The sequence below is a fragment of the Synechococcus sp. R65.1 genome (genome assembly GCF_047461755.1).
Lineage (GTDB): Bacteria > Cyanobacteriota > Cyanobacteriia > Thermostichales > Thermostichaceae > Thermostichus.
Map to the genome: position 1 here is coordinate 1 of NZ_JANSHU010000030.1, position 24451 is coordinate 24451.

25 protein-coding genes and 1 pseudogene are annotated in these 24451 nt (G+C 61.0%); 16 read left to right on the forward strand and 10 right to left on the reverse strand.

The annotated features are described in order from the left end of the window. The 3 genes from NW814_RS10455 to NW814_RS10465 form a co-directional block, all read right to left on the reverse strand. Nucleotides 1-726, reverse strand: a 726-nt coding sequence (locus NW814_RS10455) for a pentapeptide repeat-containing protein (protein WP_414406250.1), incomplete at its 3' end; no start/stop codon positions are given. A gap of 18 nt (nt 727-744) precedes the next feature. Next, a complete protein-coding gene (locus tag NW814_RS10460; RefSeq protein WP_414406251.1) occupies nt 745-1119 on the reverse strand; it encodes a DUF1257 domain-containing protein in 375 nt (124 codons plus the stop codon). Nucleotides 1120-1207: 88 nt separating this feature from the next. After that, a complete protein-coding gene (locus tag NW814_RS10465; protein WP_414406252.1) occupies nt 1208-2359 on the reverse strand; it encodes an AI-2E family transporter in 1152 nt (383 codons plus the stop codon). 73 nt (nt 2360-2432) lie between these two features. On the opposite strand from NW814_RS10465, the gene xseA reads away from it, so the two are divergent. The 3 genes from xseA to folD all read left to right on the forward strand — a co-directional run bounded on the left by xseA (nt 2433) and on the right by folD (nt 4918). Continuing rightward, the gene (xseA, locus tag NW814_RS10470) at nt 2433-3722 is read left to right on the forward strand and encodes an exodeoxyribonuclease VII large subunit (RefSeq protein ID WP_414406253.1); all 1290 of its coding nucleotides are present in this window, start codon (nt 2433-2435) and stop codon (nt 3720-3722) included. Further along, a complete protein-coding gene (gene xseB / locus NW814_RS10475) occupies nt 3703-3942 on the forward strand; it encodes an exodeoxyribonuclease VII small subunit (protein WP_414395752.1) in 240 nt (79 codons plus the stop codon). The genes xseA and xseB overlap by 20 nt, the downstream gene beginning before the upstream one ends. Before the next feature lie 106 nt (nt 3943-4048). Beyond that, nucleotides 4049-4918 (forward strand): bifunctional methylenetetrahydrofolate dehydrogenase/methenyltetrahydrofolate cyclohydrolase FolD, encoded by an 870-nt coding sequence (gene folD, locus NW814_RS10480; protein WP_414406254.1) that lies wholly within the window; start codon nt 4049-4051, stop codon nt 4916-4918. 25 nt (nt 4919-4943) lie between these two features. Here folD and NW814_RS10485 read toward each other — a convergent pair whose 3' ends face one another. Genes NW814_RS10485 through NW814_RS10495 form a run of 3 tightly spaced genes read right to left on the reverse strand, consistent with a single transcriptional unit; the run spans nt 4944 to nt 6658 of the window. Further along, on the reverse strand, nt 4944-5219 hold the full coding sequence (locus NW814_RS10485) for a hypothetical protein (protein ID WP_414406255.1): 276 nt from the start codon (nt 5217-5219) through the stop codon (nt 4944-4946). 28 nt (nt 5220-5247) lie between these two features. Next, nucleotides 5248-6429: an A/G-specific adenine glycosylase gene (mutY, locus tag NW814_RS10490; RefSeq protein ID WP_414406256.1), complete on the reverse strand. Its 1182-nt coding sequence runs from the start codon at nt 6427-6429 to the stop codon at nt 5248-5250. Between the two features lies 1 nt (nt 6430). Continuing rightward, complete coding sequence (locus tag NW814_RS10495) at nt 6431-6658, reverse strand: hypothetical protein (protein WP_414406257.1); 228 nt, start codon at nt 6656-6658, stop codon at nt 6431-6433. A 262-nt stretch (nt 6659-6920) separates the two neighbouring features. Between NW814_RS10495 and NW814_RS10500 the strand changes: the two genes are divergently transcribed. The 6 genes from NW814_RS10500 to NW814_RS10525 all read left to right on the forward strand — a co-directional run bounded on the left by NW814_RS10500 (nt 6921) and on the right by NW814_RS10525 (nt 12580). After that, on the forward strand, nt 6921-7979 hold the full coding sequence (locus tag NW814_RS10500; RefSeq protein WP_414406258.1) for a serine hydrolase: 1059 nt from the start codon (nt 6921-6923) through the stop codon (nt 7977-7979). Nucleotides 7980-8042: 63 nt separating this feature from the next. Further along, on the forward strand, nt 8043-8327 hold the full coding sequence (locus NW814_RS10505; protein WP_414395762.1) for an RNA-binding S4 domain-containing protein: 285 nt from the start codon (nt 8043-8045) through the stop codon (nt 8325-8327). Between the two features lie 36 nt (nt 8328-8363). Continuing rightward, entirely contained in the window at nt 8364-9023 is a 660-nt protein-coding gene (locus NW814_RS10510) for a DUF2232 domain-containing protein (RefSeq protein ID WP_414406259.1), read from the forward strand. Nucleotides 9024-9111: 88 nt separating this feature from the next. Then, nucleotides 9112-9672: a hypothetical protein gene (locus NW814_RS10515; protein WP_414406260.1), complete on the forward strand. Its 561-nt coding sequence runs from the start codon at nt 9112-9114 to the stop codon at nt 9670-9672. A 42-nt stretch (nt 9673-9714) separates the two neighbouring features. Further along, nucleotides 9715-10899 carry a pyridoxal phosphate-dependent aminotransferase gene (locus NW814_RS10520; RefSeq protein WP_414395767.1) on the forward strand — a complete coding sequence of 395 codons (1185 nt, stop codon included), beginning with the start codon at nt 9715-9717 and terminating at the stop codon, nt 10897-10899. A gap of 55 nt (nt 10900-10954) precedes the next feature. Continuing rightward, on the forward strand, nt 10955-12580 hold the full coding sequence (locus NW814_RS10525; protein WP_414406261.1) for a peptide chain release factor 3: 1626 nt from the start codon (nt 10955-10957) through the stop codon (nt 12578-12580). A gap of 6 nt (nt 12581-12586) precedes the next feature. On the opposite strand, the gene NW814_RS10530 is transcribed toward NW814_RS10525, so the two are convergent. Genes NW814_RS10530 through NW814_RS10540 form a run of 3 tightly spaced genes read right to left on the reverse strand, consistent with a single transcriptional unit; the run spans nt 12587 to nt 15708 of the window. Next, the gene (locus NW814_RS10530) at nt 12587-13675 is read right to left on the reverse strand and encodes a diguanylate cyclase (RefSeq protein WP_414406262.1); all 1089 of its coding nucleotides are present in this window, start codon (nt 13673-13675) and stop codon (nt 12587-12589) included. Nucleotides 13676-13694: 19 nt separating this feature from the next. Further along, the gene (btpA, locus tag NW814_RS10535) at nt 13695-14585 is read right to left on the reverse strand and encodes a photosystem I biogenesis protein BtpA (RefSeq protein ID WP_414406263.1); all 891 of its coding nucleotides are present in this window, start codon (nt 14583-14585) and stop codon (nt 13695-13697) included. A 22-nt stretch (nt 14586-14607) separates the two neighbouring features. Then, on the reverse strand, nt 14608-15708 hold the full coding sequence (locus tag NW814_RS10540) for a quinone-dependent dihydroorotate dehydrogenase (RefSeq protein WP_414406268.1): 1101 nt from the start codon (nt 15706-15708) through the stop codon (nt 14608-14610). Between the two features lie 155 nt (nt 15709-15863). Here NW814_RS10540 and uvrC point away from each other — a divergent pair, with 155 nt between their 5' ends. Together uvrC and NW814_RS10550 are read left to right on the forward strand one after the other, a co-directional pair. Next, on the forward strand, nt 15864-17747 hold the full coding sequence (gene uvrC, locus NW814_RS10545; RefSeq protein ID WP_414406264.1) for an excinuclease ABC subunit UvrC: 1884 nt from the start codon (nt 15864-15866) through the stop codon (nt 17745-17747). A 53-nt stretch (nt 17748-17800) separates the two neighbouring features. After that, nucleotides 17801-19471, forward strand: a complete 1671-nt coding sequence (locus NW814_RS10550) for an NAD+ synthase (protein ID WP_414406265.1) — start codon at nt 17801-17803, stop codon at nt 19469-19471. Nucleotides 19472-19527: 56 nt separating this feature from the next. Here the strand turns inward: NW814_RS10550 and NW814_RS10555 are convergent, their stop codons facing one another. After that, the gene (locus tag NW814_RS10555; RefSeq protein WP_414395779.1) at nt 19528-19683 is read right to left on the reverse strand and encodes a chlorophyll a/b-binding protein; all 156 of its coding nucleotides are present in this window, start codon (nt 19681-19683) and stop codon (nt 19528-19530) included. Nucleotides 19684-20201: 518 nt separating this feature from the next. Between NW814_RS10555 and NW814_RS10560 the strand changes: the two genes are divergently transcribed. The 5 genes and pseudogenes from NW814_RS10560 to NW814_RS10580 form a co-directional block, all read left to right on the forward strand. Next, nucleotides 20202-20423, forward strand: coding sequence for a photosystem I reaction center subunit IV (locus NW814_RS10560; RefSeq protein WP_414395781.1), 222 nt, complete (start codon nt 20202-20204; stop codon nt 20421-20423). 14 nt (nt 20424-20437) lie between these two features. After that, nucleotides 20438-21271 (forward strand): DNA-formamidopyrimidine glycosylase, encoded by an 834-nt coding sequence (locus tag NW814_RS10565; protein WP_414406266.1) that lies wholly within the window; start codon nt 20438-20440, stop codon nt 21269-21271. Between the two features lie 27 nt (nt 21272-21298). Then, nucleotides 21299-21895: a pentapeptide repeat-containing protein gene (locus NW814_RS10570; protein WP_414406267.1), complete on the forward strand. Its 597-nt coding sequence runs from the start codon at nt 21299-21301 to the stop codon at nt 21893-21895. Nucleotides 21896-21983: 88 nt separating this feature from the next. After that, nucleotides 21984-22580: a response regulator transcription factor gene (locus tag NW814_RS10575; RefSeq protein WP_414395787.1), complete on the forward strand. Its 597-nt coding sequence runs from the start codon at nt 21984-21986 to the stop codon at nt 22578-22580. 120 nt (nt 22581-22700) lie between these two features. Then, nucleotides 22701-24451: pseudogene (locus NW814_RS10580) on the forward strand (type II secretion system protein); the annotation flags it as partial.

The following is a 24451-nucleotide window of genomic DNA, read 5'->3' on the forward strand; positions in this document are numbered from 1 at the left end:
GGCCAGATCCTGCCCCTCTCCCCCCCAGTTTTGCAACTGCCAGATGTGGCGCAGCCGCTCCTCCAAGTGGGTGGCGTCTGAAAGCTGGGATCCGCGCAGGCTGGTGCCACTGACTTTTACCCCCCTCAGGTCGGCTCCCCGCAGATCCGCTCCTTCTAGGAGGGCGCCACTGAGCTTGGCCCCTTGCAAATTGGCTTGGCGCAGATCCGCTTGGCGCAGGTGGGCGCCGTTAAAGTTGCAAAGGCGCAGGTTAGCCTTTCTCAAATTGGCTTCGTAGAAGTTGGCACCCCCCAGCCGTGCCTCCTGCAGATCCACTCCCTCCAAGTCGGCGTAGGCAAAGTCTCGCTCCCCGCGCCGATAGGCCACGATTACCCCCTGTGCTCCTCCCACCGGCCGAAAGGGGCTGTAGGTCCGACAAGCTTCCTCTGCCTCGGGTTGCTCGAGCTGGGAGAGCAGCCGCCATGCTGCCAAGCGCACCGCCCAGGAGCTGTTGCCGGCCAGGGCTGCTACTAGCTCCGCTAGACCTGCCGGCCCGTACTGCAGCAACTGGGGCAAGGTGGCTAGACGCACCGCCTCCTCACCCCGAGTGAGCCGCCGCCGCGCCCCCTCAAGACCCCCTAAGACCAAGGCGTAAGGCGGGGCACCGCTGGCGGCAGCTTGTCCTCCCAACACCAGATCCCAAGGGCGAGGGCTAGACCCCACCGCTGGCTGAGGATTGCTGTTCATCAGCAGAGGTGGGCTCAGTTACACCCAGCGCCCCACCACCACGCGGATAGTGCCATCTTCCAGGCGCTCTTCCGCCTCGATGGCATAGCCCTGTTGCTGGGCCGAGCGCAGCAGGCTTTTGTAGGCGTAGCGCTGCAAAATCGGCGCTAGGAACGTCTGGGGATCGATGCCGGCTCCCCAGAGATCGGCCACCAGCTCGTAGTGATCCCCCTTGCGGCGAAAGCCGATGTCGAAGCCGTTCTTTTGCCGGATCACCAAGTCGGCGCGGGTGCGGTTCCAGAGGTAGCCCCGCAGGTTGGCGTTCCGCTCCACGCTGTAGCCCAATTCCTTCAGGGTTTCTTCCAGCAGCTCGGCATCTTTAATCTGCACTTGCAGGGTGGTGAAGTGGGACATGGCGCTTCCCATCCCAACACGGAGAGGGGGATCCTCACTATAGGAGCGCTTTTGCGGTTCTAGGACAAATGTTAAGGAGCTTGACGCTTTAAACCTCTCCGCCCGAGGGGGGGAGCAGCTTGGGATCTGTTCTCTCCGGCTGCCGGGAGGGCGAGCTCCCATCCCTTCCCAGCTCAGACAGGAGCAAGGGGCGGGCTCGCGGGCCTCGCCAGGGATCCAGCACATCTCGAATCAGCACCTCCTGGATCCACACCTGCAGGATGGCCGCCAAGGGCACGGCCAAGAATAGGCCCAGCACCCCGAAGAAAAAGGCCGAGGTGATTTGAGCTATCAGCGTCAAGGCGGGCAAAAGCGACACCTGGCGCGACATGACAAGCGGGGTAAAGACGCTGCTTTCAAGCTGCTGGATGAAGATGTACAGCCCTAGCACTGCTAGGGACTTCCAGGGGGCGTCGGTGAGGGCTACCAGCATTGGGGCAACCACGCTCAGGGTGGGGCCAATGTTGGGGATGAAGTTGAACAGGCCCGCTAGCACCGCGTTGGCTAGGATCAGGGGCACACCCAAAATCCAGAGGCCAATGCCGCTCAGCACCATCACCAAGGTGCTGGTAAACAAGATCCCCACCAGCCAGCCCCGCAGCACCAGCTCGCAGCGCTTGAGGATGTAGCGAACGCGGGGGCGGTAGAAGGCCGGGAAAACGGAAACAAAGGCGCGGCTGTAGGCCGGGGGATCTAACAACAGCAAGATGGTGAGGATGAGCACAAACAAGAAGTTGAGCAGGGTGGCAAAGAAAGCAGTGAAGGACTGGGAGAAAAAGTCGCGCACCTGGCGCACCAACTCGGTGGCCTGGGGCACAAGACTATTGGCCAACTCCCGCAGCGTCGGCAGCTCAAGGTCGGTCGGCAGCAAGAGGATTAGGCTCTCAAACAGCCGCTGCGCTTGCACAATCCCCGCAGGCACCACGTCGGTCAACAGCCGGCGCAACTGCTCCAGTAGAGGCGGCACCACGATGAGCCCCACCAAGACCGCGCCCACCAAAACCGTCAAGCCCGTGATGAGAAGGGAGGGGCCGCGGCGAAAGCCGTAGCGCTGGGGAATCTGGGCTAGAGTATCCAAGGCTACTGCCAGGACGATGGCTGCAAACACCAGCAGCAGGATCTGTCGAATCTGCCAGAGCAGCGCCAACAGGCCCAGCAGCGCCCCCAGCCCCAGCCAATGGGCAAAAGTCACCGCAGCCACCTCCTCCCTTGGTTTGTCGTCGCCTATTCTAGATGGGATCTCGGACATTCCCAGCGGTATTCGGGAGCTGCGTATGCCGAATCCCGATCCACAAGCAAGGGCTCTGGGTAGCTGTAGTAACCTAGAGGAGGTGATAGAGTCCCTGCTGGGCGAGGAAGTCCCCCTCCTCTCGGTTGGGGGAGTGTCCCGCTACCTCAAGTCGCTGCTGGGCGGGGATCCCTACTTGACCCGGCTGTGGGTGGTTGGAGAAGTCTCCAGTTGTCAGCGCAACCACACGGGCCACCTGTTCCTGACCCTGGTGGATCCAGAAAGCGGCGACGTCCTCAGGGGGGTTGTGTGGCAAAGTCAGACGGCCCGGCTCAGCTTCTGGCCAAAAGTGGGTCAACAGGTGCTGGCGCTGGGGCAAGTTGGCATCTACAGCGGCGGCAGCTACTACCGCCTGGTCATCTGGCAACTGCTGCCAGCAGGGGAAGGCCTCCTGGCGTGGAGATTCCAGCAGCTCAAGGCCCGCCTGGCCGCCGAAGGCCTGTTCGACAACCAGCGGCCTCTGCCCACCCACCCTCAGTGCATTGCTGTCGTCAGCTCTCCCGACGCCGCCGGCTGGGGAGATATCCGCCGCACCCTCAACCAGCGCTACCCGGGGCTGCGGGTGCTGTTTTCGCCAGCTCAAGTGCAAGGGGAAGCGGCCCCCGAGTCCATTGTGCGGGCCATTCGCCGGGTGGAACGGGATGGGCGGGCGGAGGTGCTGCTGATTGCCCGAGGAGGCGGAGCCGGCGAGGATTTGGCCTGCTTTAACGATGAACGGGTGGTGCGGGCCATTGCCGAATGCCGCATTCCGGTGGTAACTGGGATCGGCCACCAGCGGGATGAGACCTTGGCGGACTACGCCGCTGACTATGCGGCCCACACCCCCACAGCGGCAGCCGAACGGGTTGTGCCGGATCTGCGGGAATTGCAGCGCCAGGGATCCCAGCTCCGGCAGCGGCTGGTCACCTGCACCCTGCAGGTTTTGGAGAAGGCCCAGGAGCGCCTGCACCATGCCCACCACCGTCTGCTCCAAATTCATCCCGAGCGGCTGCTGCACCAGGCCCAGAAGCACCTGCTGCAACGGCAACAGCGCCTAGTTCAGGCCGTGCGCCATCGCCTTCAAGAGCAGCAACAGCGCCACCAAGCTCTCCAGCAGCACCTCCAAGCCCTCGATCCCGCGGCCGTCCTCCGGCGGGGCTACGCCCTCGTGCGCGACGAGCGGGGATCTCTCGTCCGCAACCCCTGCCTGCCACCTCAGACCCGCCTGCGCATAGAGCTGGCCGGGGGAAGCTTCTGGGTTCGAGTGGAGGAGAGCCATGAGCCGCCGCAAACGTGAGGATCCCTGGCGCTACGAGGCAGCCATTGCCGAAGTGGAAAGTTTGATTGCCCAGATTGAATCGGGGGAGCTGGATCTGGAGGAGGTGGTGGAGCGCTTCCAGCAGGCCGCCCAAACTCTAAAGCGCTGTGCCGAGTTTTTGGAGGAAAAACGGCAGCAGGTGGAGATCATCATTGAGCAGCTAGGGCCCGACGACGAAGAAGAGCTGCGCGAGTTCTAGGGACATCAATGCCCGTGCTGCTGGTTCTCGACGGCAGCAAGGCTTGACGAAGGGAGCTGAGCTCCTGAAGATAGTCAAGTTGTCAAGACCTCGCGGGGCGCCCTCCATGGCTGCCAAGATCTTGGATGGCAAAGCCTTAGCTGCTCGCCTGCAAGCCGAGATGGCTGCCCAAGTGCAAGCTTGGCTCCCGCGGGTGGGGCGCCCCCCAGGGTTGGCAGTGCTGCGAGTTGGAGAGGATCCTGCCAGTGCTGCCTACGTGCGCGGCAAAGAGCGGGCCTGTGAGCGGGTGGGCATCGCCTCCTTTGGTCGCCATTTTTCCGCCCAGGACTCCCCCGCCCATCTGCTCGACACCATTGCCCAACTCAACCAGGACGAGCGCGTCGATGGCATCCTGGTGCAACTGCCCCTGCCCCCTGGCTGGGATCCCATCCCGCCCCTTCTAGCCATCGATCCTGCCAAGGACGTGGACGGCCTCCACCCCCTCAACCTGGGCCGGCTGGTGCGCGGCGAGCCCGGCCTGCGCAGTTGTACCCCATTAGGCGTGATGCGCCTGCTGGAGGCAGAAGGGATCCCGGTTGCCGGACGAAAAGCGGTGGTGGTCGGCCGCAGCCTTCTGGTGGGCAAGCCCTTGAGCTTGATGCTGTTGGCCGCCGACGCCACGGTTACCATGGCCCACTCCCGCACACCCAACTTGGCCGAAGTAACCCGCAGTGCCGACATTGTGGTCATGGCGGTGGGGCGTCCCCGCCTGCTCAAGGCAGAAATGGTAAAGCCAGGGGCCGTGGTCGTCGATGTAGGCATTAACCGCATCCAAGGCCCTGACGGGTCGGAGCAGTTGGTGGGAGATGTGGACTACGAGGCAGTCAAAGAGCGGGCTGCCGCCATCACACCCGTACCGGGTGGCGTGGGGCCGATGACGGTAACCATGCTGCTGGCCAACACCCTGGAGAGCTACAAACTGCGCAGCCGCCTCTAGGCCAAAATGCGTGCGCCCCCTCCGGCTAGACGCCGCGAATTTCCCGATATCTTCTGGCGCGCTCTTCGGCGGGATCGGGGGCTTGTGCCTTGGCCACAGCTTCCTGCAGTTGCACCATCACCTTTTCCGGAGGCTCAGTGGAGCGAACGACATAGAACATCAAGTTAATGGCTTCGGTGGCTGTTAGCTTGAGGTCTTCTTTTCCCTTGGGCACCAGAGCGACCTTGCCATCGGTGGTCGGAATGGCCGTATGGGATCCCTTGGCGAGAATCTCCCCTGCTTTCTCCAAAGTGACCAGCATATCCGCGCCTCACTGCAGCGATTAGGTATCATCCTGGCAAAGATCTTTTGGGCTCCTGGCAAAGCCCGTGTTCTTCTAGCCAAGTGTACAGGTAGGGAAATAGCTTTTGGTTAGCTGCTGGAAAAGGAAACTGCGACAGCTCTGCCGGTTTGACCCAGCGGACTTCACTGCATTGTAAAGGCTGAGCTTCTCCGCCCAAATAGCGGCAGATAAAAGCCATGAGGGTGATGGTGAAATGGGTGTAGGCATGCTCAACGGTGGCTAGCGGCGCTACCACGGCGATGTCAATGCCCACTTCCTCTTTCACTTCCCGCACCACACACTCCGCAGGGGTTTCTCCCGGCTCGATCTTGCCACCGGGGAACTCCCACAGGCCGCTGAGCATCGAGCTTTCCGGGCGCCGATCGATGAGGATCTCGTTCTCCCGCAGGACAATGGCCACCGCAATCTGTTTGTGAGGGCGCAAGGGACGGGGTTCAGCCATAGGCAGGTGGTGCTGTTGACCTCGATGGTAAGCGGCGCAATCGGCCTGCCAAGGGCACTGACCACAGCGAGGCCGCCTGGGCCGGCAGACAGTAGCGCCCAAGTCCATCAGAGCCTGGTTAAAGGTGCGCGGCTGCTCGGGATCCAGTAATTGCTGCGAAAGCCGCCACAAGAGAGGCAGGCAGCGACTTGGTGGCTGGGGCAAAGCCACCAGGCGAGCCAACACCCGCTTGACGTTCCCCTCCAAAATCGGCAGGGGTAGGTCAAAGGCGGCACTGAGAATGCCCCCAGCTGTCGTGCGCCCGATCCCTGGCAGCGCCAGCACCTGCTGCAGATCGCGGGGAAACTGCCCTCCATGTTCCCGCATCAGGATTTGAGCGGCTTTGTGCAGATTTAGCGCCCGCCGGTAGTAGCCCAGGCCTTCCCACAATTTCAGCACCTGCTCTTGGGAGGCTGCCGCCAAGTCGGGGATCCCGGGCAAAGCCTCCATCCAGCGCTGAAAGTAGGGGATCACGGTAGCCACCTGGGTCTGTTGCAGCATCACTTCCGCTACCCAGATGGCGTAGGGATCTCGGGTGCGCCGCCAGGGCAGATCCCGGCCTTCCTTGCGGTACCACTGCAGCAAAGAACGCCTCAGGCGCTGCTGAACTGCCTCTTCCCAGCCCAGCCGTTGCCCGTCGACGGTTGCCGCCTCTACCTCCACCTCCCCGGGTTGCAGAGATGGCATCTCAAGCTGCGTAGGCAAAGTGCAGGGCCCACCAGATCAAGGCCGAGACGACCCCCGCCACAACGCTGGCCGAGATCAGCACCACAATGGGGCTATCCGCCCCCTTGAACTGCATAATGCCGCGGTTGTAGTTAGCCATCGTCGCCTCCCCCAGCTCCAGCGGTGGGGTGGGGAACCAAGCGCAGGAGCTGGAAAGTTCTTCCCAAAAGCCTACTTTCAGGATAGCCAACCAGCCCCCCTCCGAATCTGCTTCCTCTACAGCAGGGCAGGTTGTCCCTCTGCTATGGCTGAGTTGGCCGGGGGATGCTTTCCCAGCTAAACTGAGGTTCCGGAGGCAAGTTGCCATTATTGGCCAAAAGAGTGGCGTTGGGGCAGGCATGGCTAGAGGAAGGGAGGGAAGAATCAGCAGCTCAGCTCCAGAAAGATCCCGGCAGGCAGGGCCTCATCAACACCTTGCTTCTGAGCGTCTGCTACCTGCTGCGGGATCCCTCTTGCGCCTTTCTCGCCAAAAGGCCCTTGCCCGAGTGCGCCAACGGGCAACTCGTCCCTCTCGCCTACGCCGGCCCAGGGCTTTTAAGGAGGTGCTGCTCAGGGGCTTGGGCTTCAGCCTAATTCTGGGTCTGACGATGGCTGGCCTGTCGCGCCTGCTGCAATCCACCGCCCCTCCCCAGACAGAGCAGGTGGCAGCAGGATCTGGGGATCCCCCCCCTGCCTTGCCCATAGACTTCCTCAAAGGAGAGGAAATCCCTGCTCTGCAGGAGCGCTTAGCGGCCCTGGCTGACCAGCCGGGCCTGACGGTGGGAGCCTTGTTTTGGGAGGTGGAAACTGGCGCCTTTGCGGGGGTGAGGCCGGATCAGGTTTTTCCTGCTGCTAGTGTCCTCAAGATCCCGATTCTCCTAGCCTTTTTGCAGGCGGTGGAAACTGGGCAGGTGCGGCTAGAGGAAAAGCTAACGCTGCGGAAAGAGCTCAAGGGGGGGGGAGCTGGCCTTTTGCAAACCCGTCCTCTGGGATCCCAGGTCTCTGCTCTTGAGGCAGCCACCCTCATGAGCACCGTCAGCGACAACTTCGCCGCCAACTTGATCCTGGATCGCCTGGGCGGTCGAGAAGCCCTCAACCAAAAGTTTCGCCAGTGGGGGCTGCAACACACGCAGATCTCCCAATGGCTGCCAGATCTAGAGGGCGCCAACACCAGTAGCCCGCGCGATATGGTCTGGCTGCTCAGCCAAGTGGAGCAGGGGCGCCTGCTTAGCCGTCGCAGCCGCGACCGCTTTTTGGACATCCTCTGGCGCACGCAGCGGCCCTCCTACTTTCGCCCTGGCCTAGACCCAGAAGTGCGCATTGCCCACAAGACGGGAACCCTTAGCTCGGTGGTCGGAGATGCCGGGATCCTCGATCTGCCCAACGGGCGGCGTTACATAGCAGCGGTGTGGGTGAAGCGGGAAACCCCCAACGATCCCAGAGCGGAGGAGCTGATTGCCAAACTCTCCCAGGCCGCCTACAAGTTCTGGTCGACTGTAGAAGCTCCGGCAACCTCAGCTTTGCAGCCCTAGGCCATCTCAGCACCTTGCCAGCAGAGCGCCTGAGAATGGAATTAGCCGACGAGCAAGAACGCTATGGCCACAACGGCTCGAGCTTCTGGAGGGGGAGATCCCTACATTAAGCTGGGTCAATTTCTCAAGCTGACGGGAGTTGTCCCCACCGGCGGGCGGGCTAAGCAGCTCATCCAGGCGGGGCAGGTGCGCGTCAACGGCGAGGTGGAAACCCGGCGGGGGCGCAAGTTGCGCCCAGGGGATGCAGTGGCGGTGGCAGGCCAAGTTTGGCAGGTGCGCTGGGAGGGTGCCAGAGCTTGCGCCTGGCGCCAAGATCCCACTCCGCCAACTCGGCCACTGCTGGCCTAAGCTGGGAACAGATGTCTTTTCCTAGCTGAGCCTCCTGTGCAGGGTGATTCTCCCCCTTTACCCCCCTCGCCACCCCCTTCTCCTGCGTTGAGGGTGGTGGAGACGGCTTTCTTGGCCAGCACTGCCGCTTTGATCTGGATCTTGAGCTACACGCCGCTGGCCCCGCTTATGCGCCTGTTTTTCCCTATCCCGGTGGCACTGGCCGTGATGCGCTGGGATCCCCGCACTGGGGCCATGGCGCTGGGGGTCTCCGCCTTGCTGCTGACGGTGCTGATGGGGCCCACCCGCAGTATCCTCTATGTCATTCCCTACGGCCTTCTAGGCTATTGGTGTGCCTGCCTGTGGCGGCAACGCCTCTCCTGGTATCTCTCGGTGGTCAGCGGCGCTGCCCTCAGCACTTTTGGTCTGGTTTTCCAATTGCTGCTCTCCTCGCTGCTGCTGGGAGAAAACCTCTGGATCTATCTCACCATCCAGCTCACTGGCCTGACCAACTGGCTGCTGGACGTGTCTCTGGGCCGATTCGGCCTGTACTGGGTGGCGGAACCTTGGATGGTTCAGGTGGTGGTCCTAGGGTTTATTGCCTTTAACTCCCTTGTCTATGCATTTACTGTGCATTTGGTGGCAGCTTTGGTCATGGAGCACTTCCGCTGTCCGCTGCCACCGCCGCCAAAGTGGGTGCAATTTTTGCTGGACTAGCAGCCTCCTATACTTCTTGGGGAGGCTATCGCCATAAGATTAAAGTTAGATTAAGACCTAGAGGCTCTGCCTTCGTTGCCTAGGCCCTATGAACCCTATTCCCCCCCCTGCCCACCCCTACCAGTTCCGCGCGCTGGGCTTGATTAAGGGATCCCTGAAGCCAATCCCGAAGACCTATGCCCAGGCGACGCTGGTTGCCAGCGATGGCGTGGAGTACCCGGCCACCCCTGGCCGCGCCGGGCTGCTGCGCCGTTTCACCCACTGTATTGAGAGCGGCCGAACCTACTGGTACTACGTGCAGCCCCAGCCGCGCTCGGGGGGCACTCTGGGCCTGAGCGTCATCCGCATCCTGGCTCTGCCAGAGGAGGAGCAAGACCCAGCGGCAGAGGATGAGCCTTTTTTGCCGGCCCCTGAAGATGCGGAGGAAGGCTTTAACATTCGCGGCGTTGTCGAGCCCCACGAAGGCTACATCTGGGTAGCAGTGCGGCGCAAGCCTCAGGGGAACAAACAATTTCCCCCCCTGCGGCTACGCCTGGAAGGGTTTTTGCCAGGGGCTACGGCGGGGGAGTTCTGGGATCTGCTGGCGGAGCGGGAAGGTCACAAGCTGCTGCTGGTGGATGGCAGCCGCCTCTTGACAGCCGTAGCCTAGGTGCTGAGAACTAGCCCAACTGTACCCCAGGATCCCTAACTGATGGTGTCTGCTGCTGGCTTGTCCCAACGGGTTGCCCGCCTTTCCCCTTCGGCAACGCTGTCGATCTCGGCCCTGGCCAAAGCCATGCAGGCAGAGGGTCTGGACGTCTGTATCCTGAGCGCCGGCGAGCCGGACTTCGACACCCCTGAACATATTCGGGCGGCTGCCATTCGCGCCTTGCAGGAAGGCAAAACCCGCTACGGCCCCACCGCTGGGATCCCCGCCTTGCGCCAGGCGGTAGCCGACAAGCTGCGTCGGGAAAACGGCCTGGACTATAGCCCCGAGCAGATCTTGATTAGCAACGGCGGCAAGCAAACCCTGTTTAACCTGGCCATGGTGCTGCTGGATCCAGGGGATGAGGTCATCTTGCCCGTCCCCTACTGGGTCAGCTATCCCGAAATGGTGGCTCTGGCAGGCGCTCAAGTGGTGCGGGTTCAGACCCAAGAGGCCCAGGGCTTCAAGCTCACTGCCGACCAGCTACGTCAGGCCCTCACCCCCCGCAGCAAGTTGCTCATTCTTAACTCGCCAGCCAACCCCACCGGCGCCGTCTATCACCGGCACGAGCTGGAGGCGCTGGCGGAGGTGATCCTCTCAGTTCCCCATCTCTACGTGGTCTGCGACGAGATCTACGAGAAGCTCGTCTACGGCGAAGCTCGCCACCTCAGCCTGGGATCCCTTTCTCCAGAGCTGCTGCCGCGCACTATCCTCAGCAGCGGCTTTGCCAAAGCTTATGCCATGACCGGCTGGCGCATCGGTTACTTGGCAGGGCCAAAGCCCATCGTCGAGGCGGCCATCAGCCTGCAAAGCCACAGCACCTCCAACGTCTGCACCTTTGCCCAATACGGCGCCCTAGAGGCCCTCACCAGCCCCCTTTCAGCGCCAGCGGTAGAAAAGATGCGCCAAGAGTTCTGGCGGCGGCGGGATCTGATGCTGGAGGGGATCCGCACCCTGCCAAAGGTAAGCTGTCCGGAGCCAGAGGGCGCATTTTACATCTTTCTCAACATCAGCCAGACCGGCTTGAGCTCGGTGGAGTTCTGCCAACGGCTGCTCAAAGAGCACCATGTGGCTGCCGTGCCAGGGGTGGCCTTCGGAGCCGATCACTGTATTCGCCTCTCCTACGCCGCCGACCGCGTCACCCTGGAAAAAGGTCTGGAGCGACTGCACCGCTTTCTCTCCTCCCTCTAAGGCGGGAAACTGGATGCTGCCAGCGCCCTGGTTGACCTAGAGGAGCTTCTTGACGATGAAGGAAGTAGACCTGGCCAAAGCCATCCAGCAGCGGCGCACTTTTGCCATCATCTCCCACCCCGATGCTGGAAAGACCACCCTTACGGAAAAGCTGTTGCTGTACGGAGGAGCCATTCAGGAGGCTGGAGCCGTGAAGGCCCGCCGCGCTCAAAAGCGGGTTACCTCCGACTGGATGGAACTGGAAAGACAGCGGGGTATCTCCATCACCTCGACGGTGATCCAATTTGACTATCGCAACTTTCGCCTCAACCTCCTCGATACCCCCGGCCACCAGGACTTTAGCGAAGACACCTACCGAACCCTGGCGGCAGTGGACAACGCCGTGATGCTAGAAGATGCCGGCAAAGGGCTAGAACCCCAAACCCGCAAGTTGTTTGAAGTCTGTCAAATGCGGCGGTTGCCGATCTTTACCTTCATCAACAAGATGGATCGCCCCAGCCGGGATCCCCTCGAGCTCATGGACGAAATCGAGAGCGAGCTGGGCCTTAAGCCCTATCCTGTTACCTGGCCCATTGGCTCAGGGGAGCGCTTCACAGCTTTGTTTGACCGACGCACTCACGAGTTTCACTTCTTTGAGCGAGTCTCCGGGGGACGGCTACGAGTCAAAGATACAGTTATTAAACTCGGGGATCCCCAAGTGGAAGACCTAATCGAAAAAGATCTCTACTACCGATTTAAGGAAGAATTGGAGATCCTGGATGGCCTTATGCCCAGTTTGGATCTCAAACAGGTTCATGCTGGGAAACAAACTCCTGTCTTTTTCGGCAGCGCCATGACCAATTTTGGGGTGGAGCTGTTTCTCAATGCGTTTTTGGAGTACTCCCTGCCGCCAATGCCCCACGAAAGTACGGCTGGGCTGATTTCTCCAGAGTATCCTGAGTTCACAGGCTTTGTCTTTAAGCTGCAGGCCAATATGGATCCCCGCCACCGGGATCGCATTGCTTTTGTGCGCATCTGCTCCGGCAAGTTCGAGAAAGACATGGTGGTCAACCATGCCCGCCTCAACCGCCCCATCCGCCTATCCTACCCACAGAAATTGTTTGCTCAAGAGCGCATCTCCATTGACGAAGCTTACCCTGGGGATGTGATTGGCCTAAATAACCCTGGCCTCTTTACAATTGGGGATACGCTCTACACTGGCCCAAAGCTGCGCTACGCCGGGATCCCAAGCTTTTCCCCGGAGCTTTTTGCCTATCTCAAAAATCCCAACCCCTCCAAATTTAAACAGTTTCAGAAAGGGGTGTCAGAGCTGCGGGAAGAAGGGGCGGTGCAAATTATGTACTCCCTTGACGAATCCAAACGGGATCCAATCGTGGCCGCGGTGGGCCAGTTGCAGTTTGAGGTGCTGCAGTACCGCCTGGAACATGAATACAACGTCGAAACCCGCCTGGAGATGCTGCCCTACACGCTGGCTCGCTGGGTAGAAAACGGCTGGGAGGCTCTTCGGGATCTTCCCAGTCTGTTTAACACTCTGATTGTCAAGGATGTTCAGGATAGGCCGGTTCTGCTCTTTAAGAATGAATGGACTCTGCAGCAATTTGTCAGTAGCAATCCCAAGATTAAGCTCAGCAAAATTGCTCCCACTGCCGATCTCAGCCTAGAAGCTAACAGCAGGCCGTAAAGCCCCTCAGAGGACCTCCTCCGACGTATTCCCCGAAAAGGGTGCTGGTGGCCAGAAAAGCTGCAGCCGGTTGCGTCCTGCCCGCTTGGCTTGGTAGAGGGCCTCATCGGCTTGCTGGAGGGCAACCTCTGGCGGCAGGGGGTGATCTTCGCTAATCACGACCCCGCCAATGCTGATGGTTACAGCCAGGCTGCGACGGGGCGAAACCTCAACGGGACGGCTGGCGATAGCCTGGCGCAGCGACTCAGCATACCGTTGACAGCGCGAGGGGCTTAGACCAGGGGTAACGCAGACCAATTCCTCCCCGCCGTAGCGGTAGAGCAGGCTGGAGGGGCGGAGGTGCTGCTGCAGCCGTTCAACAATGGCCTGGAGAACGCAGTCGCCGATGAAGTGGCCGTAGGTGTCGTTGATCTGCTTAAAGTGATCCACATCCAGCATCAATAGGCAGAGGTAGCGGTAGCGGGCTTTCCCTTGCGGCCCCACCTGCTGCAGCAAACGGGGCAGTGCCTGGTCAAGGGCGCGGCGGTTCAAGGCTCCAGTCAAGGGATCCGTCAAAGCCAGAGACTCCAACAGCTCGTTGCGGGCTTGCAGTTGGCGGTTGGCCTGAGCCAAAGCTTGGACAAGCCGCTGTAAACGCAGCCCTGCCTGCACCCGTGCCCGCAGTTCCTCAGGAGCCACCGGCTTAGCGATAAACTCATCTGCCCCCGCCTCCAACCCCTGAAGGCAATCCTTGAGTTCAGAGCGGGCCGTGAGGAAAATGAAGTAGACAAACTGGCCAGCGGCAGATCCCTTGAGACGGCGACAAAAATCCAGCCCTGACAGCTTGGGCATCACCCAATCGCAGATCACCACATCCGGCCACTGGCTTTCGTCGAGCGCCTGCAGCTGCTCCCAGGCCATCTGGCTATCTTCCCAGGTTTCCACCTGGTAGCCACAGGCTTTGAGAACCCCGCCCACGAAGCAGCGAGTCACCGAATCGTCGTCGACGACCCAAAGGCGGGGAACCTGATCCTTAAGCTGGCTCCACGCCTTCTCCTCCAGGGACTCAGGTACTGGACTAGAAGAATCCCCGCCCCTGTAGTCAGACGGCAGCATGAGGAGAAACCCCCAAAGTCTAGCTACAACTAGAAGTAGGGGTGGCTAAGTAGGTAGAGGCAGGGGGGCCCTCCCCTACCGCCTGCTGCAACGCCTCTACAAATTCCCGCACCCGAATGGGGTCAATGAGGGGGAAAAGCTCTGCATGGCCTGTCAGCATACCCCCAGAACGAGCCAGCCGCTTGAGGGAACTGGCCACGATCACTCCATCGGCGTGCTGGATGAGGGTGCCGATGTTCTCAGCGGTGGCCCCTGAGCCAATGAGAAGGGGTACCTGAGGAGCAACTTGGCGGGCTAGCTTGAGATCTTCCAAAAGAGGCGGCTTGCCGGTCGCCTCGCCGGAGACAATGATGGCATCGGCAAGACCTCGCTCCACTGTATCCAGGATAGCCGCCTCAAGGCTAATGGGGCCGAGAGGCTGGGCGTGCTTCACCAGCACATCGGCGAAGATTTTAATGTCTTGGGCCCCCAGCTCGCGGCGGTAGCGCAGCAAGCGGTAGGCATTCCCCTCGATGAGGCCCTGGTCGGTCACCATTGCCCCGCAGAGGATGTTGACGCGGATAAACTGCGCTCCCACACAGGCGGCAATGGCTAGAGCGCTACAGCCATCGTTGCGCAGGACGTTGATCCCGATGGGCAGGGAGACCAACGTCTTAATCCGCTGGACAACCACCGTCATGGCGCTCACCACCGCCGCGTCTACCTGATCCTTGGCAAAAGGGGCATCGTAGAAGTTCTCGACCAGGATCCCGTGAACGCCCCCTGCAGCCAAGGCCGTGGCGGCCTGTTCCGCTTGGGCAATAACCTGCTCCAGGTTGCCGCCCCAACGGGGGGAGGTGGGCAGCGGCAACAGATGGACCACTCCGATCACGGGATGGGAAGTTTTGAAAAGGTGTTGCAGCAGGCTCACCGGCAGGCTCCCTTGGGGATCCTTAACCAACAATCTTACGCCCGGATGGGATCGAGCAGGCTCCCTGCCGGCTAGCAGCAAGGCCGCGCAGCAGGCGAGGAACCAGGCTTGGCCCTTCATAGATCCAACCGGTATAGACCTGGAGCAAACTGGCGCCGGCAGCAAGCTTCTCCAGGGCGTCGTCTAGGGTAAAGATGCCCCCCACGCCGATAATGGGCAGCTGTCCCCCCGTGGCCTGGTGGATGTAGCGGATGATCTGGGTGGAGCGCTCTCGCAGCGGGGCGCCGCTGATGCCGCCGGCTGCTGTTGTCAAAGGCCCTAGACCAGGGAGGAAGCGGGTTTTCAGGTTGTCGCGGCGCAGAGTGGTGTTGGTGGCGATGATCCCAGCCAGGCCGTAGGCTTGAGCTAGCTCCAGAATGGCGTCAATCTCTGGCCAGTCTAGGTCGGGGGCAATCTTGACCAGAAGAGGCTTCTTGGCTTGGTTTTCCTCTTGGAGAGCAGCCAGAATGGGCTCCAGGTGCTTGGCAGCCTGCAGGGATCGCAAGCCTGGCGTGTTAGGGGAGCTGACGTTAATCACAAAGTAGTCCCCCAGCTCCCGCAGCACCCGAAAGCTGGCCAGGTAGTCGGTGGCGGCGGCTTCCAGCGGCGTGGTTTTGCCTTTGCCCAGGTTGACGCCAATGGGGATAAGACGTTGACGCAGCCGGCGCAGCCGTTCGGCCAAAGCTGCTGCTCCCTGGTTATTGAAGCCCATGCAATTGAGGGCAGCCCGATCCTGGGGCAGCCGAAATAGGCGCGGCTTTGGATTGCCTGGCTGGGGCTGGGGAGTGACGGTGCCCACCTCCACAAAGCCAAAGCCCAGGTGGGGCCAGACTCCCAAAGCTACGCCGTCCTTATCCAAGCCCGCAGCGAGACCCAGGGGATTGGGAAAGCTCAGCCCCCACAGCCGCACCTCCAAGCAGGGATCCCGATAGCAGAAGAGGCGTTCCAAAAGACTCAAGATCCCCGTGGCCTGGGTAACATCTAGCCACTCCAAGGTGCGTAGGAGCGCCACCTTGAGGGTTTCTGGGTCAGCCCTTAGCCCGGAAAACAGTAGCGGCTGCAGCAGATCCCGGTACAGATTCACCCCTAAACCCCTCTTGGCCAAGCCATATTACCTGAGCCAGCTCGCTTGCACTCCGCGGTGCAGGGCTGTTGCTAGATTGGGGTTACAGTTTTGACTCCCCTCCTTCCGCCGGAAAAGGGAATGGGGGCAAAACCAGGATCCCTGAGGCTAGCGCTATGACTATCCCTCTCATCCAAAGCCCAGAGCTTCTGGAGAGTCGGCTCAAGGAGATCCCGGCTGAGCCTGGTGTCTACCTCATGCGAGATGCCAGCGATCAAATCCTCTATGTGGGCAAGTCTAAGAAGCTGCGCTCCAGGGTGCGATCCTATTTTCGCTGCCTTGGGGATCTCCCCCCTCGCATTCAGCGCATGGTAGCCCAGGTGTGCGAGATCGAGTTTATTGTAACTGATAACGAGAGTGAGGCCCTGGCTTTAGAAGACAATCTGATTAAAACCTATCAGCCACCCTACAATGTTCTCCTCAAAGAGGATAAGAAGTACCCCTATTTGTGCATTACATGGTCAGAGCCCTACCCTCAGATTTACATTACCCGCCACCGCCGTCTCAACCAAAATCAAGATAAGTACTATGGTCCCTATACCGATGTAGGCCTGCTGCGGTACACCCTTGGGCTAGTGAAGCGGATTTTTCCCTTGCGCCAGCGTCCCAAGCCACTTTACAAAGACCGCCCCTGTTTGAACTACGACATCGGGCGTTGCCCTGGTGTCTGTCAGGGCTTGATCAGCCCCGAGGAGTATCGCAAGACCGTTGCTCAAGTGGCGATGATCTTCCAGGGGCAGACGGACGAGCTCATCCGGGAGTTGAAGGAGAAAATGGCCCAGGCGGCCGAGCAAGAAAATTACGAGGCAGCAGCGCGGTATCGGGATCAAATCCGCGGCCTAGAACAGTTGGGCGAATCCCAGAAGGTGTCTTTGCCCAACTCGACAGTTAGCCGCGATGCTCTGGCCTTGGCGATGGACGACTCGCGGGCTTGTATTCAGTTGTTTCAGGTGCGAGCGGGCAAGCTGGTGGGTCGGCTGGGGTTTGTGGCCGAAAACCGGGGCGACGATCCAGCCCTGATTTTGCAGCGGGTTTTGCAGGAGCATTACCAGTACTGCGATCCGGTGGAAATTCCCTCGGAAATCTTGACGCAGTACGAGCTGCCGGATCGCGATTTTCTCGAGTCTTGGCTAAGCCAAAAAAAGGGGCGCAAAGTCAGTCTCATTGCCCCCCAGCGGCAAAGTAAAGCCGAGCTGATTGAACTGGTGGAGCGGAACGCCCAGCTGGAGCTAGCCCGCAGCCAGCGCTTGGCAGACCGGGAGGCAGCAGCCCTGGAGCGCTTGGCAGAAGTTTTGGATCTGCCGTCAGCCCCCCGCCGCCTGGAAGCCTACGATATTTCCCACATTCAGGGATCCGATGCGGTGGGCAGCCAGGTGGTGTTTATCGACGGCCTGCCAGCCAAGCAGCACTACCGCCGCTACAAGATTCGCAACCCCGAGGTGCGTCCTGGCCACTCCGACGATTTTGCCAGCCATGCCGAGGTGGCGCGGCGTCGCTTTAGCAAAATGACCCCTGAGGATCAGCCGGACTTGGTGCTCATCGACGGGGGCAAAGGGCAACTGGCTGCAGTGATGGCTGTTCTGGCGGAGCTGGGGCTGGATCACCTGCCGGTCATTGCCTTGGCCAAGCGGGAGGAGGAAATCTTTCGGCCCGGGGATCCCGAGCCGCTGCGGCTGCCACCCCAAGATCCAGCTCGCCTGCTATTGCAGCGCCTACGGGATGAGGCCCACCGCTTTGCCCTTGCCTACCATCGCCAGCAGCGGAAACTGCGCCAACAGGCTTCTGTTCTGGAGGAGATCCCTGGCCTAGGCAAGCAGCGCCAAAAGCTGCTCATGGAGGCGTTTCGCTCCCTTGCCCGCATTCAAGTGGCCACCGAAGAGCAGTTGGCCCAGGTGCCAGGCATTGGCCCCAAGCTGGCCCGCCAGATTTACCGCTACTTCCACCCAGACGCCGAGACCGAGTTGCCAGCAACAGTGCAACCCGCCTCTGGCCAAACCTAAGTCTGAGCTGGCGTATCATCGTGGAGTCCGCCATTCTCGACCAAGGGAGCTAAGTGAAGGTAGCGCTGTTGCAACTTAACTATACCGTTGGCGATCTCAGCGGCAATGCCGAGCGCATCCGTGCGTCGGTTGAGGCGGCAGCAGCCAAGGGGGCAGAGCTGGCGATTACTTCTGAGCTGGCCTTGTTGGGGTACCCGCCCCGGGACCTGCTGCTCTACCCTGCTCTAGTCGAGAGGGCAGGCCAAGTTTTGCAGCAGTTGGCTGACCGGCTGCGGGATAGCATTCCGGTGGTGGTGGGATCCGTGCAGCCCAACCCCCTGCCGGAGGGGCGGCCTCTCTACAACGCCGCGGCCTGGCTAGAGGGGGGGCAGATCCGCCACTGGTTCCAGAAGTCGCTTTTGCCCACCTACGATGTCTTCGACGAAGACCGCTACTTTGAGCCGGGATCCCAGCCCCAGCCCGTCCAGTACGGCGGCTATCGCCTGGGTTTCACCATCTGTGAAGACATCTGGAACGACCGCGACTTCTGGCAGCACCGCCGCTACCACCGGGATCCGGTAGACGAGATGGCCCGCTGCGGCGCCGATTTGCTCATCAATCTGTCGGCCTCGCCTTTTAGCCTGGGCAAGCAGAAATTGCGGGTGGAAATGCTGGGATCCCTGGCCCGCAAGCACGCCCTGCCCATCCTCTATGTCAACCAGGTGGGGGGCAACGACGACCTCATTTTCGACGGGGCCAGTTGCGCCCTAGACTGCCGGGGCCGGGTGGTGGCCCAAGCCGCTGCCTTTCAGCCGGACTGCCTGATGGTAGATGTGGAGGCGCTGGTTCACCCTCCTGAGGAAGGCCCGGAAGTTCAGGGATCCCGCTGGCCAACGGAGCCGGAAGCGGAGCTCTACGAGGCGCTGGTCTTGGGCACCCGCGACTACGTCAGCAAATGCGGCTTTCGCGAGGTGTTGCTGGGCCTGTCGGGGGGGATTGACTCAGCGGTAACTGCCGTCATTGCCGCCGACGCCCTAGGTCCAGAGCGGGTGCTGGGGGTACTCATGCCCTCTCCCTATTCCAGCCCGGGCAGCCTGACGGACGCCTACCAACTGGCGCAGAACCTGGGGATCCCTACCCTGAAGCTGCCCATCCAGTCGATTATGGAGAGCTACCAGCACCTCCTGGCTGAGCCCTTCGCTGGCCTGCCCTCTGACATCACGGAAGAGAACCTGCAGTCGCGCATTCGCGGCACCTTGCTCATGGCCCTCTCCAACAAGTTTGGCCGGCTGCTCTTGACCACGGGCAACAAGTCGGAGCTGGCGGTGGGCTACTGCACCATCTACGGGGATATGTCCGGCGGCCTGGCCGTGATTTCCGATGTGCCCAAAACCTGGGTCTACCGCCTGGCCCGCTGGATCAACCGCCACCAGGAACGGATTCCCCTCCCCATCCTCACCAAGCCCCCCTCAGCAGAGCTGCGACCTGGCCAGAAAGATAGCGATAGCCTGCCTCCCTACGACTTGCTGGACGCTATCCTCCAGCGGCACATCGAACAGCACCAGTCGGCCGCTGAGCTGGTGGCCCAGGGGTTTGAACCTGACACGGTGCAGCAGGTGCTGCGGCTGGTGCAGAATGCTGAGTTCAAGCGCCACCAGGCTCCCCCTGGCCTGCGGGTTACCGATCGAGCCTTTGGCACCGGCTGGCGCATGCCGATTGCCAAGCGCCAAGAAGGGATCAGCTAAAGAACAAAGAGCCTGCTCCACGGCAGGCTTGATCTGGTGCTAGGGCCGGAGGGGGATCACTGAATTAGACCTAGCCAGGAGGCGACGCCTTGGCCCGTTACCGCTTCAATAACGATGGCCAGCACAAAGCCAATCATGGCTGCGCGGCCGTTGAGGCGCTCGGCGTACTCGTTAAAGCCAAACTTGGGCTCAGACAGGTTGGGGTTGGACATGGAAACCTCCACAAGCGGCACCTGCCCTTCAGTATAGTTTGCATTTCTTCACGATCGCAACCTCAGCCGCTTCTCGCCTTGGGGGCTAGGCTTTGCCTTCCCTGTTACAAAAATTCGGAAATCGCAGCCTTCTTGCCGACTAGGGATCTCCTCTAGTCCTTGATTCACTAGACATCAGCCACTTTGTGGCCTAACCAACCTTCTGCCTTGACGGAGATGGGCTGAGCTAGTAGGCTTGCAAGTACATCCTTTCTGGTAGGCACTTTGCCTAGGCTAAAGTTGGCTCCATCTTTAGCCGGTGTGCCTTATGGGGGCAAGGAGCAACTACCTGCAGCTCGCGGGGAAGTTACGCCTGTGGAGATCCCTCTGGCGGGGTGGTAGGGGTGGACTCTGCCACTAGCCATGGGTCGCTGAAGCAGGAAGAAAGGCTCAACGCCGAGCGAAAGTCTGCTTTTGCCCGGGGCCGTGTAAGTCTTTCAGAGCGGTAATCTGAAGGGCAGGTAATGGAGAAAACCTCTATGGCGATTCAGCGCGGTGCCAAAGTCCGTGTCTTGCGGAAAGAATCCTACTGGTATCGGGATGTGGGGACAGTTGCGGCGGTGGATACCAGCGGCATTCTCTACCCGGTGATCGTCCGCTTTGACAAGGTTAACTACTACAACATCAACACCAACAACTTCCGCGAAGACGAGCTGGAAGTGGTGGAGGAGCCCAAGCCTAAAGCCGCTTCTAAGAAGTAAACCCAAGCCCTCCCGTGCCCGAGCTGCCGGAGGTTGAAACCGTCAGGCGGGATCTGCAGTGCCTGACTCTTGGCCTGCGCATCCTGGCGGCAGAAGTGCTTCTTCCTCGCACCCTGGCCTACCCTGGCAAAGAGGAGTTTGCGCAGGGGCTGTCTGGCGCCTATTTGACCCGGTGGCGGCGTCGGGGCAAGTATCTTCTGGGATCCCTGGATTCCGGAGCGGTTCTCGGCGTGCACCTAGGCATGACGGGGCAGCTGCTCTGGGTTCAGGGATCCGCGCCTTTGCCAGCCCATACCCGGGTTCGACTGCGCCTGGAGCAGGGGTGGGAGCTGCGCTTTGTGGATCCGCGCACCTTTGGCCAGATGTGGTTGGTGCCTGCGGGGGTGGAGCCGGAGGCAGTGATCACAGCTTTGCAGAGGCTGGGGCCAGAGCCGTTTTCGCCCGCCTTTTCAGAAACCTATTTCCAAGCCGCCTTGCGGAAAAGCCGCCGCCCCATCAAAGCCGCCCTGCTGGATCAGTCGCTGCTAGCGGGAGTGGGCAACATCTACGCCGACGAAGCCCTGTTTTTGAGCGGCATCCACCCCTTGACACCTGCCTTGCAGCTTTCCGACGCTGCCAAGAGCCGCCTGCGAGAAGCCTTGATCCGGGTGTTGCAAGCGGGGCTGGAGCAGCGGGGCACCACCCTGCGCGATTACCGGGATCTGCGGGGGCTCAACGGCAACTACCAGGGTCAGGCGTGGGTATATGGTCGAGAAGGGGATCCCTGTCGCCTGTGTGGCACCCCGATTCAGCGGATCAAGCTGGCAAGCCGCTCAGCCTACTTTTGCCCCCACTGCCAGCCGCCTTGAGGGCGGAAACGGTTCTCCGTGAAGAAGATGGCCTGGCCTCGGTCTTGGGGCAGTCTCAGTCTCCTCGCCCTGTGGGGGATGGGGATCCCGGCACCTCCAGCTTTTGCCCAACTGGAGCTTGAGGCCCAACTGGGTCGATCCCAAGTCGTTCTTCCTGGCCGAGATTGCCCCGCCTGCGATCTAACGGGAGCCGTACTGGCGGGAGTGGATTTGCGGGGGGCCAACCTGAAAGAAGCCATCCTCAAGCAGGCCAATCTACAAGCGGCCAACCTCTCCCAGGCCATCCTCAACTTGGCCGACTTGCGCGGCGCCAACCTGAGCAGCGCGGATCAGGGGGGAGCCTTTTTGTGGGAAGCGGATCTCAGCCGAGCCAACCTGCAGCAGGCCAATCTCACAGGGGCCAATCTTCAGGTAGCTAACCTCAGCGAAGCCGATTTGCGCGGGGCTGTTCTTGCCGGCGCCGACCTGACGAGAGCCAACCTGCGCCAGGCCGATCTGCGCGGGGCCGACCTGCGGGGAGCTTTTCTGGAAGAAGCCGATCTGACCGGTGCCCTGTACAATGCTCAGACCCGGCTGGATCCCACCTTCAACCCCAAGACCCGCGGCATGGTCTTTGTAAAATAGCTCCTCTCTAGGCTGGGGGTGAGGGCACTTTATTGGGGATCCCTCTTTTGGGCAGATTAAGTTGTGCCCTCTTCCTGGCCGGGATCCTATGACTTCTCCTGTGCGCGTGCTCATTGCCGACGACCATCCTCTGTTTCGGCTAGGGATGAGGTTTGCCCTGGAAGCCCAGGGGTTTGTGGTGGTAGCCGAGGCCGAGACCGGATCCCAGGCCGTTGAGTACTGCCGCCACCACCCCGTCGACGTGGCCCTTTTGGATGTGCGCATGCCTGGTGGGGACGGGATCGCTGCCTGCCAGCAGATTGTCGAGCTGGGCCTGCCGGTGGTGGTGGTGATGATGACGACTTTTCACGAGCCGGCCCTAATCGAAGCAGCGCGGCGGGCGGGGGCCAAAGGCTACCTCTCCAAAGAAACCGAGCCGGCGGAATTGGCCCGCGTTATCCGCCAGATCTTGGCCAACCCCGACCACGACTGGCTGCCCGCCCCCCAGGAGCTGCCCAGGCTTACCCCCCGCGAGCTATGCGTGCTGCAACTGATGAAGGAGGGCCTAGCCAACAAACAAATTGCTCGCCGCCTTGGCATTAGCGTCGAAACCGTGAAAGAGTACGCCAGCGCTGTCTACCGCAAGTTGGACGCCACCGACCGCGTCACCGCCCTGCTCAAAGCGCAGCAACTGGGGATTTTGTAAAAGCTTGGGAATCCTGAAAAGAGCAGGCTGTCCCTTCCCCCCACCCGTGGGGATGTCTGAGACTCGGGATCCCTTGCATACTGTTGCTATCTTGGCACTCGCATACTCCGGGATACAGCCATGCCTGCTCCTTCCCCGCTGTTGCTCAAACTTGTCCTGCGCTTGCTCAGCTCTCTAAAGATCCCGGCGGATCGGGGCAGGATCCGCGAGCGCGGCTTTGTGCTGCCAGTGGCGATTTTAATCGTGCTGGTGCTGAGCTTGGTAACGGTGGGGTTGCTCACTCGCTCTACCCAGCGCACCATCCAAACCCAGGTGGAGCGGGCAGAGCAGACGGTTAGCCGGCAACTGAATGCTGCCATCGACCGGGCGCGGGCCAAGATCGACTACTTGCTGCGCGATCCCCGCCTGCCCGCAAGCAACCCCACCGATGCCCAATTGGTTGAGGCTTTGATTAACGATGGGGCGGGAGAGCTGATCCCGCGGGATGAGAACGATCCCTACATCCTCCCCGATGAAACCCAGTTCGTAATTACAACCAACATCGAGGTAGAGGATCCCAACAACCCCGGGCAAACCCTGCCCGTGCCGGTGCGGGCGCCGGCCTGGTGGTTTTTGGTGGACACCGACAACAACGGCGTCAACGACTCCGTAACTGCCTACACCATTCTCAACACCCGTCGGGCCGGCGGCAGGGACTTTGAGGACAGCCGGCTAACGGATACGGAGCGGGCGCGGCGCCTGATGATCCGCAGTGGCCCCCTGCAGGGCTCGGCCTTGGCTGGCTGCAACGATAACCCCCTTCAGCAGACGATCAACCCCAACGTGGGAGACTGGTTCCAGGTGGGATCGGCGCTGTACAAGCCTTTCCAGGTCTTCGCGGTCACCTTGCCCATTCAAGGGGCCGACTCCACCACCCGCGCCATCTCGGCTTTGCAATTCCAGCAGGATCGCAAGCGCGATCTGCTCAACAAGTGGGGGGCCTTCAGCCGCGGCGACCTAGAGTTTTTCTTCACTCCCGGCTACAACTGGAACGGCGCCATCTACGCCGGCGGCAGCCTCTTTTTCCGCTATGCCCCCAACAACTTGTTCCGGGCTTTCCTGATCAGCTCGCAGGAATCCTGCTTCTACATGCCTGCAGATAACTCGGAGATTACGGCCTTCGGGGAGCTGGTGGCAGGAGCCATTGGCTACGCCGGCCAGCAGGTGAGCGACTCTCTCAGTTTCGATGCCCACCCTGGCGTGGCGGATGTGCCGCCCAACGAGCCGCCTCCTAAGCTAAACAACCTGAACTTTGACTCGGTGCAAAACGGGGTAGAGCCGGAAAGTGTGGCCCTGGATCCGCTGGAGCTGCACCTTTTTGGCCGCATCCGCCCCCGAGGGAATTACCAGCAAGACGCATCGGGATGGGCGGCTTCTCCCCTCAACGCCAAGAACCCTCGCAGCCCTGGGCGGATCAAGGCCGGTGGTTTTCAGGCTGGTGCCGACCAGACCTGCCCTCCCTACGTGGACGATGTGTATCGGGCCGACAACCGCTTTGGGCCCAAGGCCAGCTACGAACGTCCACCCGTAACGCCCGACCCGCAGAACGGTTGCAACGTGCCCACTTTTGCGGAAAAGTTCAACAACGCCAGGGCAGGTGGCCGGATCCCGGATGATGCCAGAAATGAGCTGGGGGAATCCCTCACTGCAGACGACCCACCCCCAGGCGCCCTTTCCGAGGTGGGCTTGGATGGCTACTGGGAGCGGCGGGCACGCGTGGAGGGCTTGCGGGTAATTGTTGGGCAGCGGCTAGAACTAACCCGCACCGATTCTTTGCCTTTGCCTCTGGTGCCGCCTGGGGATCCCAACGATCCCACCAAGCTGCAGGCCAT

Coding starts and splice junctions, on each gene's coding strand:
- NW814_RS10460 (WP_414406251.1), bottom strand. CDS start 1,119: ATGTCCCACTTCACCACCCTGCAAGTGCAGATTAAAGATGCCGAGCTG.
- xseA (WP_414406253.1), top strand. CDS start 2,433: ATGCCGAATCCCGATCCACAAGCAAGGGCTCTGGGTAGCTGTAGTAAC.
- xseB (WP_414395752.1), top strand. CDS start 3,703: ATGAGCCGCCGCAAACGTGAGGATCCCTGGCGCTACGAGGCAGCCATT.
- folD (WP_414406254.1), top strand. CDS start 4,049: ATGGCTGCCAAGATCTTGGATGGCAAAGCCTTAGCTGCTCGCCTGCAA.
- NW814_RS10485 (WP_414406255.1), bottom strand. CDS start 5,219: ATGCTGGTCACTTTGGAGAAAGCAGGGGAGATTCTCGCCAAGGGATCC.
- mutY (WP_414406256.1), bottom strand. CDS start 6,429: ATGCCATCTCTGCAACCCGGGGAGGTGGAGGTAGAGGCGGCAACCGTC.
- NW814_RS10505 (WP_414395762.1), top strand. CDS start 8,043: ATGGCCACAACGGCTCGAGCTTCTGGAGGGGGAGATCCCTACATTAAG.
- NW814_RS10515 (WP_414406260.1), top strand. CDS start 9,112: ATGAACCCTATTCCCCCCCCTGCCCACCCCTACCAGTTCCGCGCGCTG.
- NW814_RS10520 (WP_414395767.1), top strand. CDS start 9,715: ATGGTGTCTGCTGCTGGCTTGTCCCAACGGGTTGCCCGCCTTTCCCCT.
- NW814_RS10525 (WP_414406261.1), top strand. CDS start 10,955: ATGAAGGAAGTAGACCTGGCCAAAGCCATCCAGCAGCGGCGCACTTTT.
- NW814_RS10530 (WP_414406262.1), bottom strand. CDS start 13,675: ATGCTGCCGTCTGACTACAGGGGCGGGGATTCTTCTAGTCCAGTACCT.
- uvrC (WP_414406264.1), top strand. CDS start 15,864: ATGACTATCCCTCTCATCCAAAGCCCAGAGCTTCTGGAGAGTCGGCTC.
- NW814_RS10555 (WP_414395779.1), bottom strand. CDS start 19,683: ATGTCCAACCCCAACCTGTCTGAGCCCAAGTTTGGCTTTAACGAGTAC.
- NW814_RS10560 (WP_414395781.1), top strand. CDS start 20,202: ATGGCGATTCAGCGCGGTGCCAAAGTCCGTGTCTTGCGGAAAGAATCC.
- NW814_RS10570 (WP_414406267.1), top strand. CDS start 21,299: ATGGCCTGGCCTCGGTCTTGGGGCAGTCTCAGTCTCCTCGCCCTGTGG.
- NW814_RS10575 (WP_414395787.1), top strand. CDS start 21,984: ATGACTTCTCCTGTGCGCGTGCTCATTGCCGACGACCATCCTCTGTTT.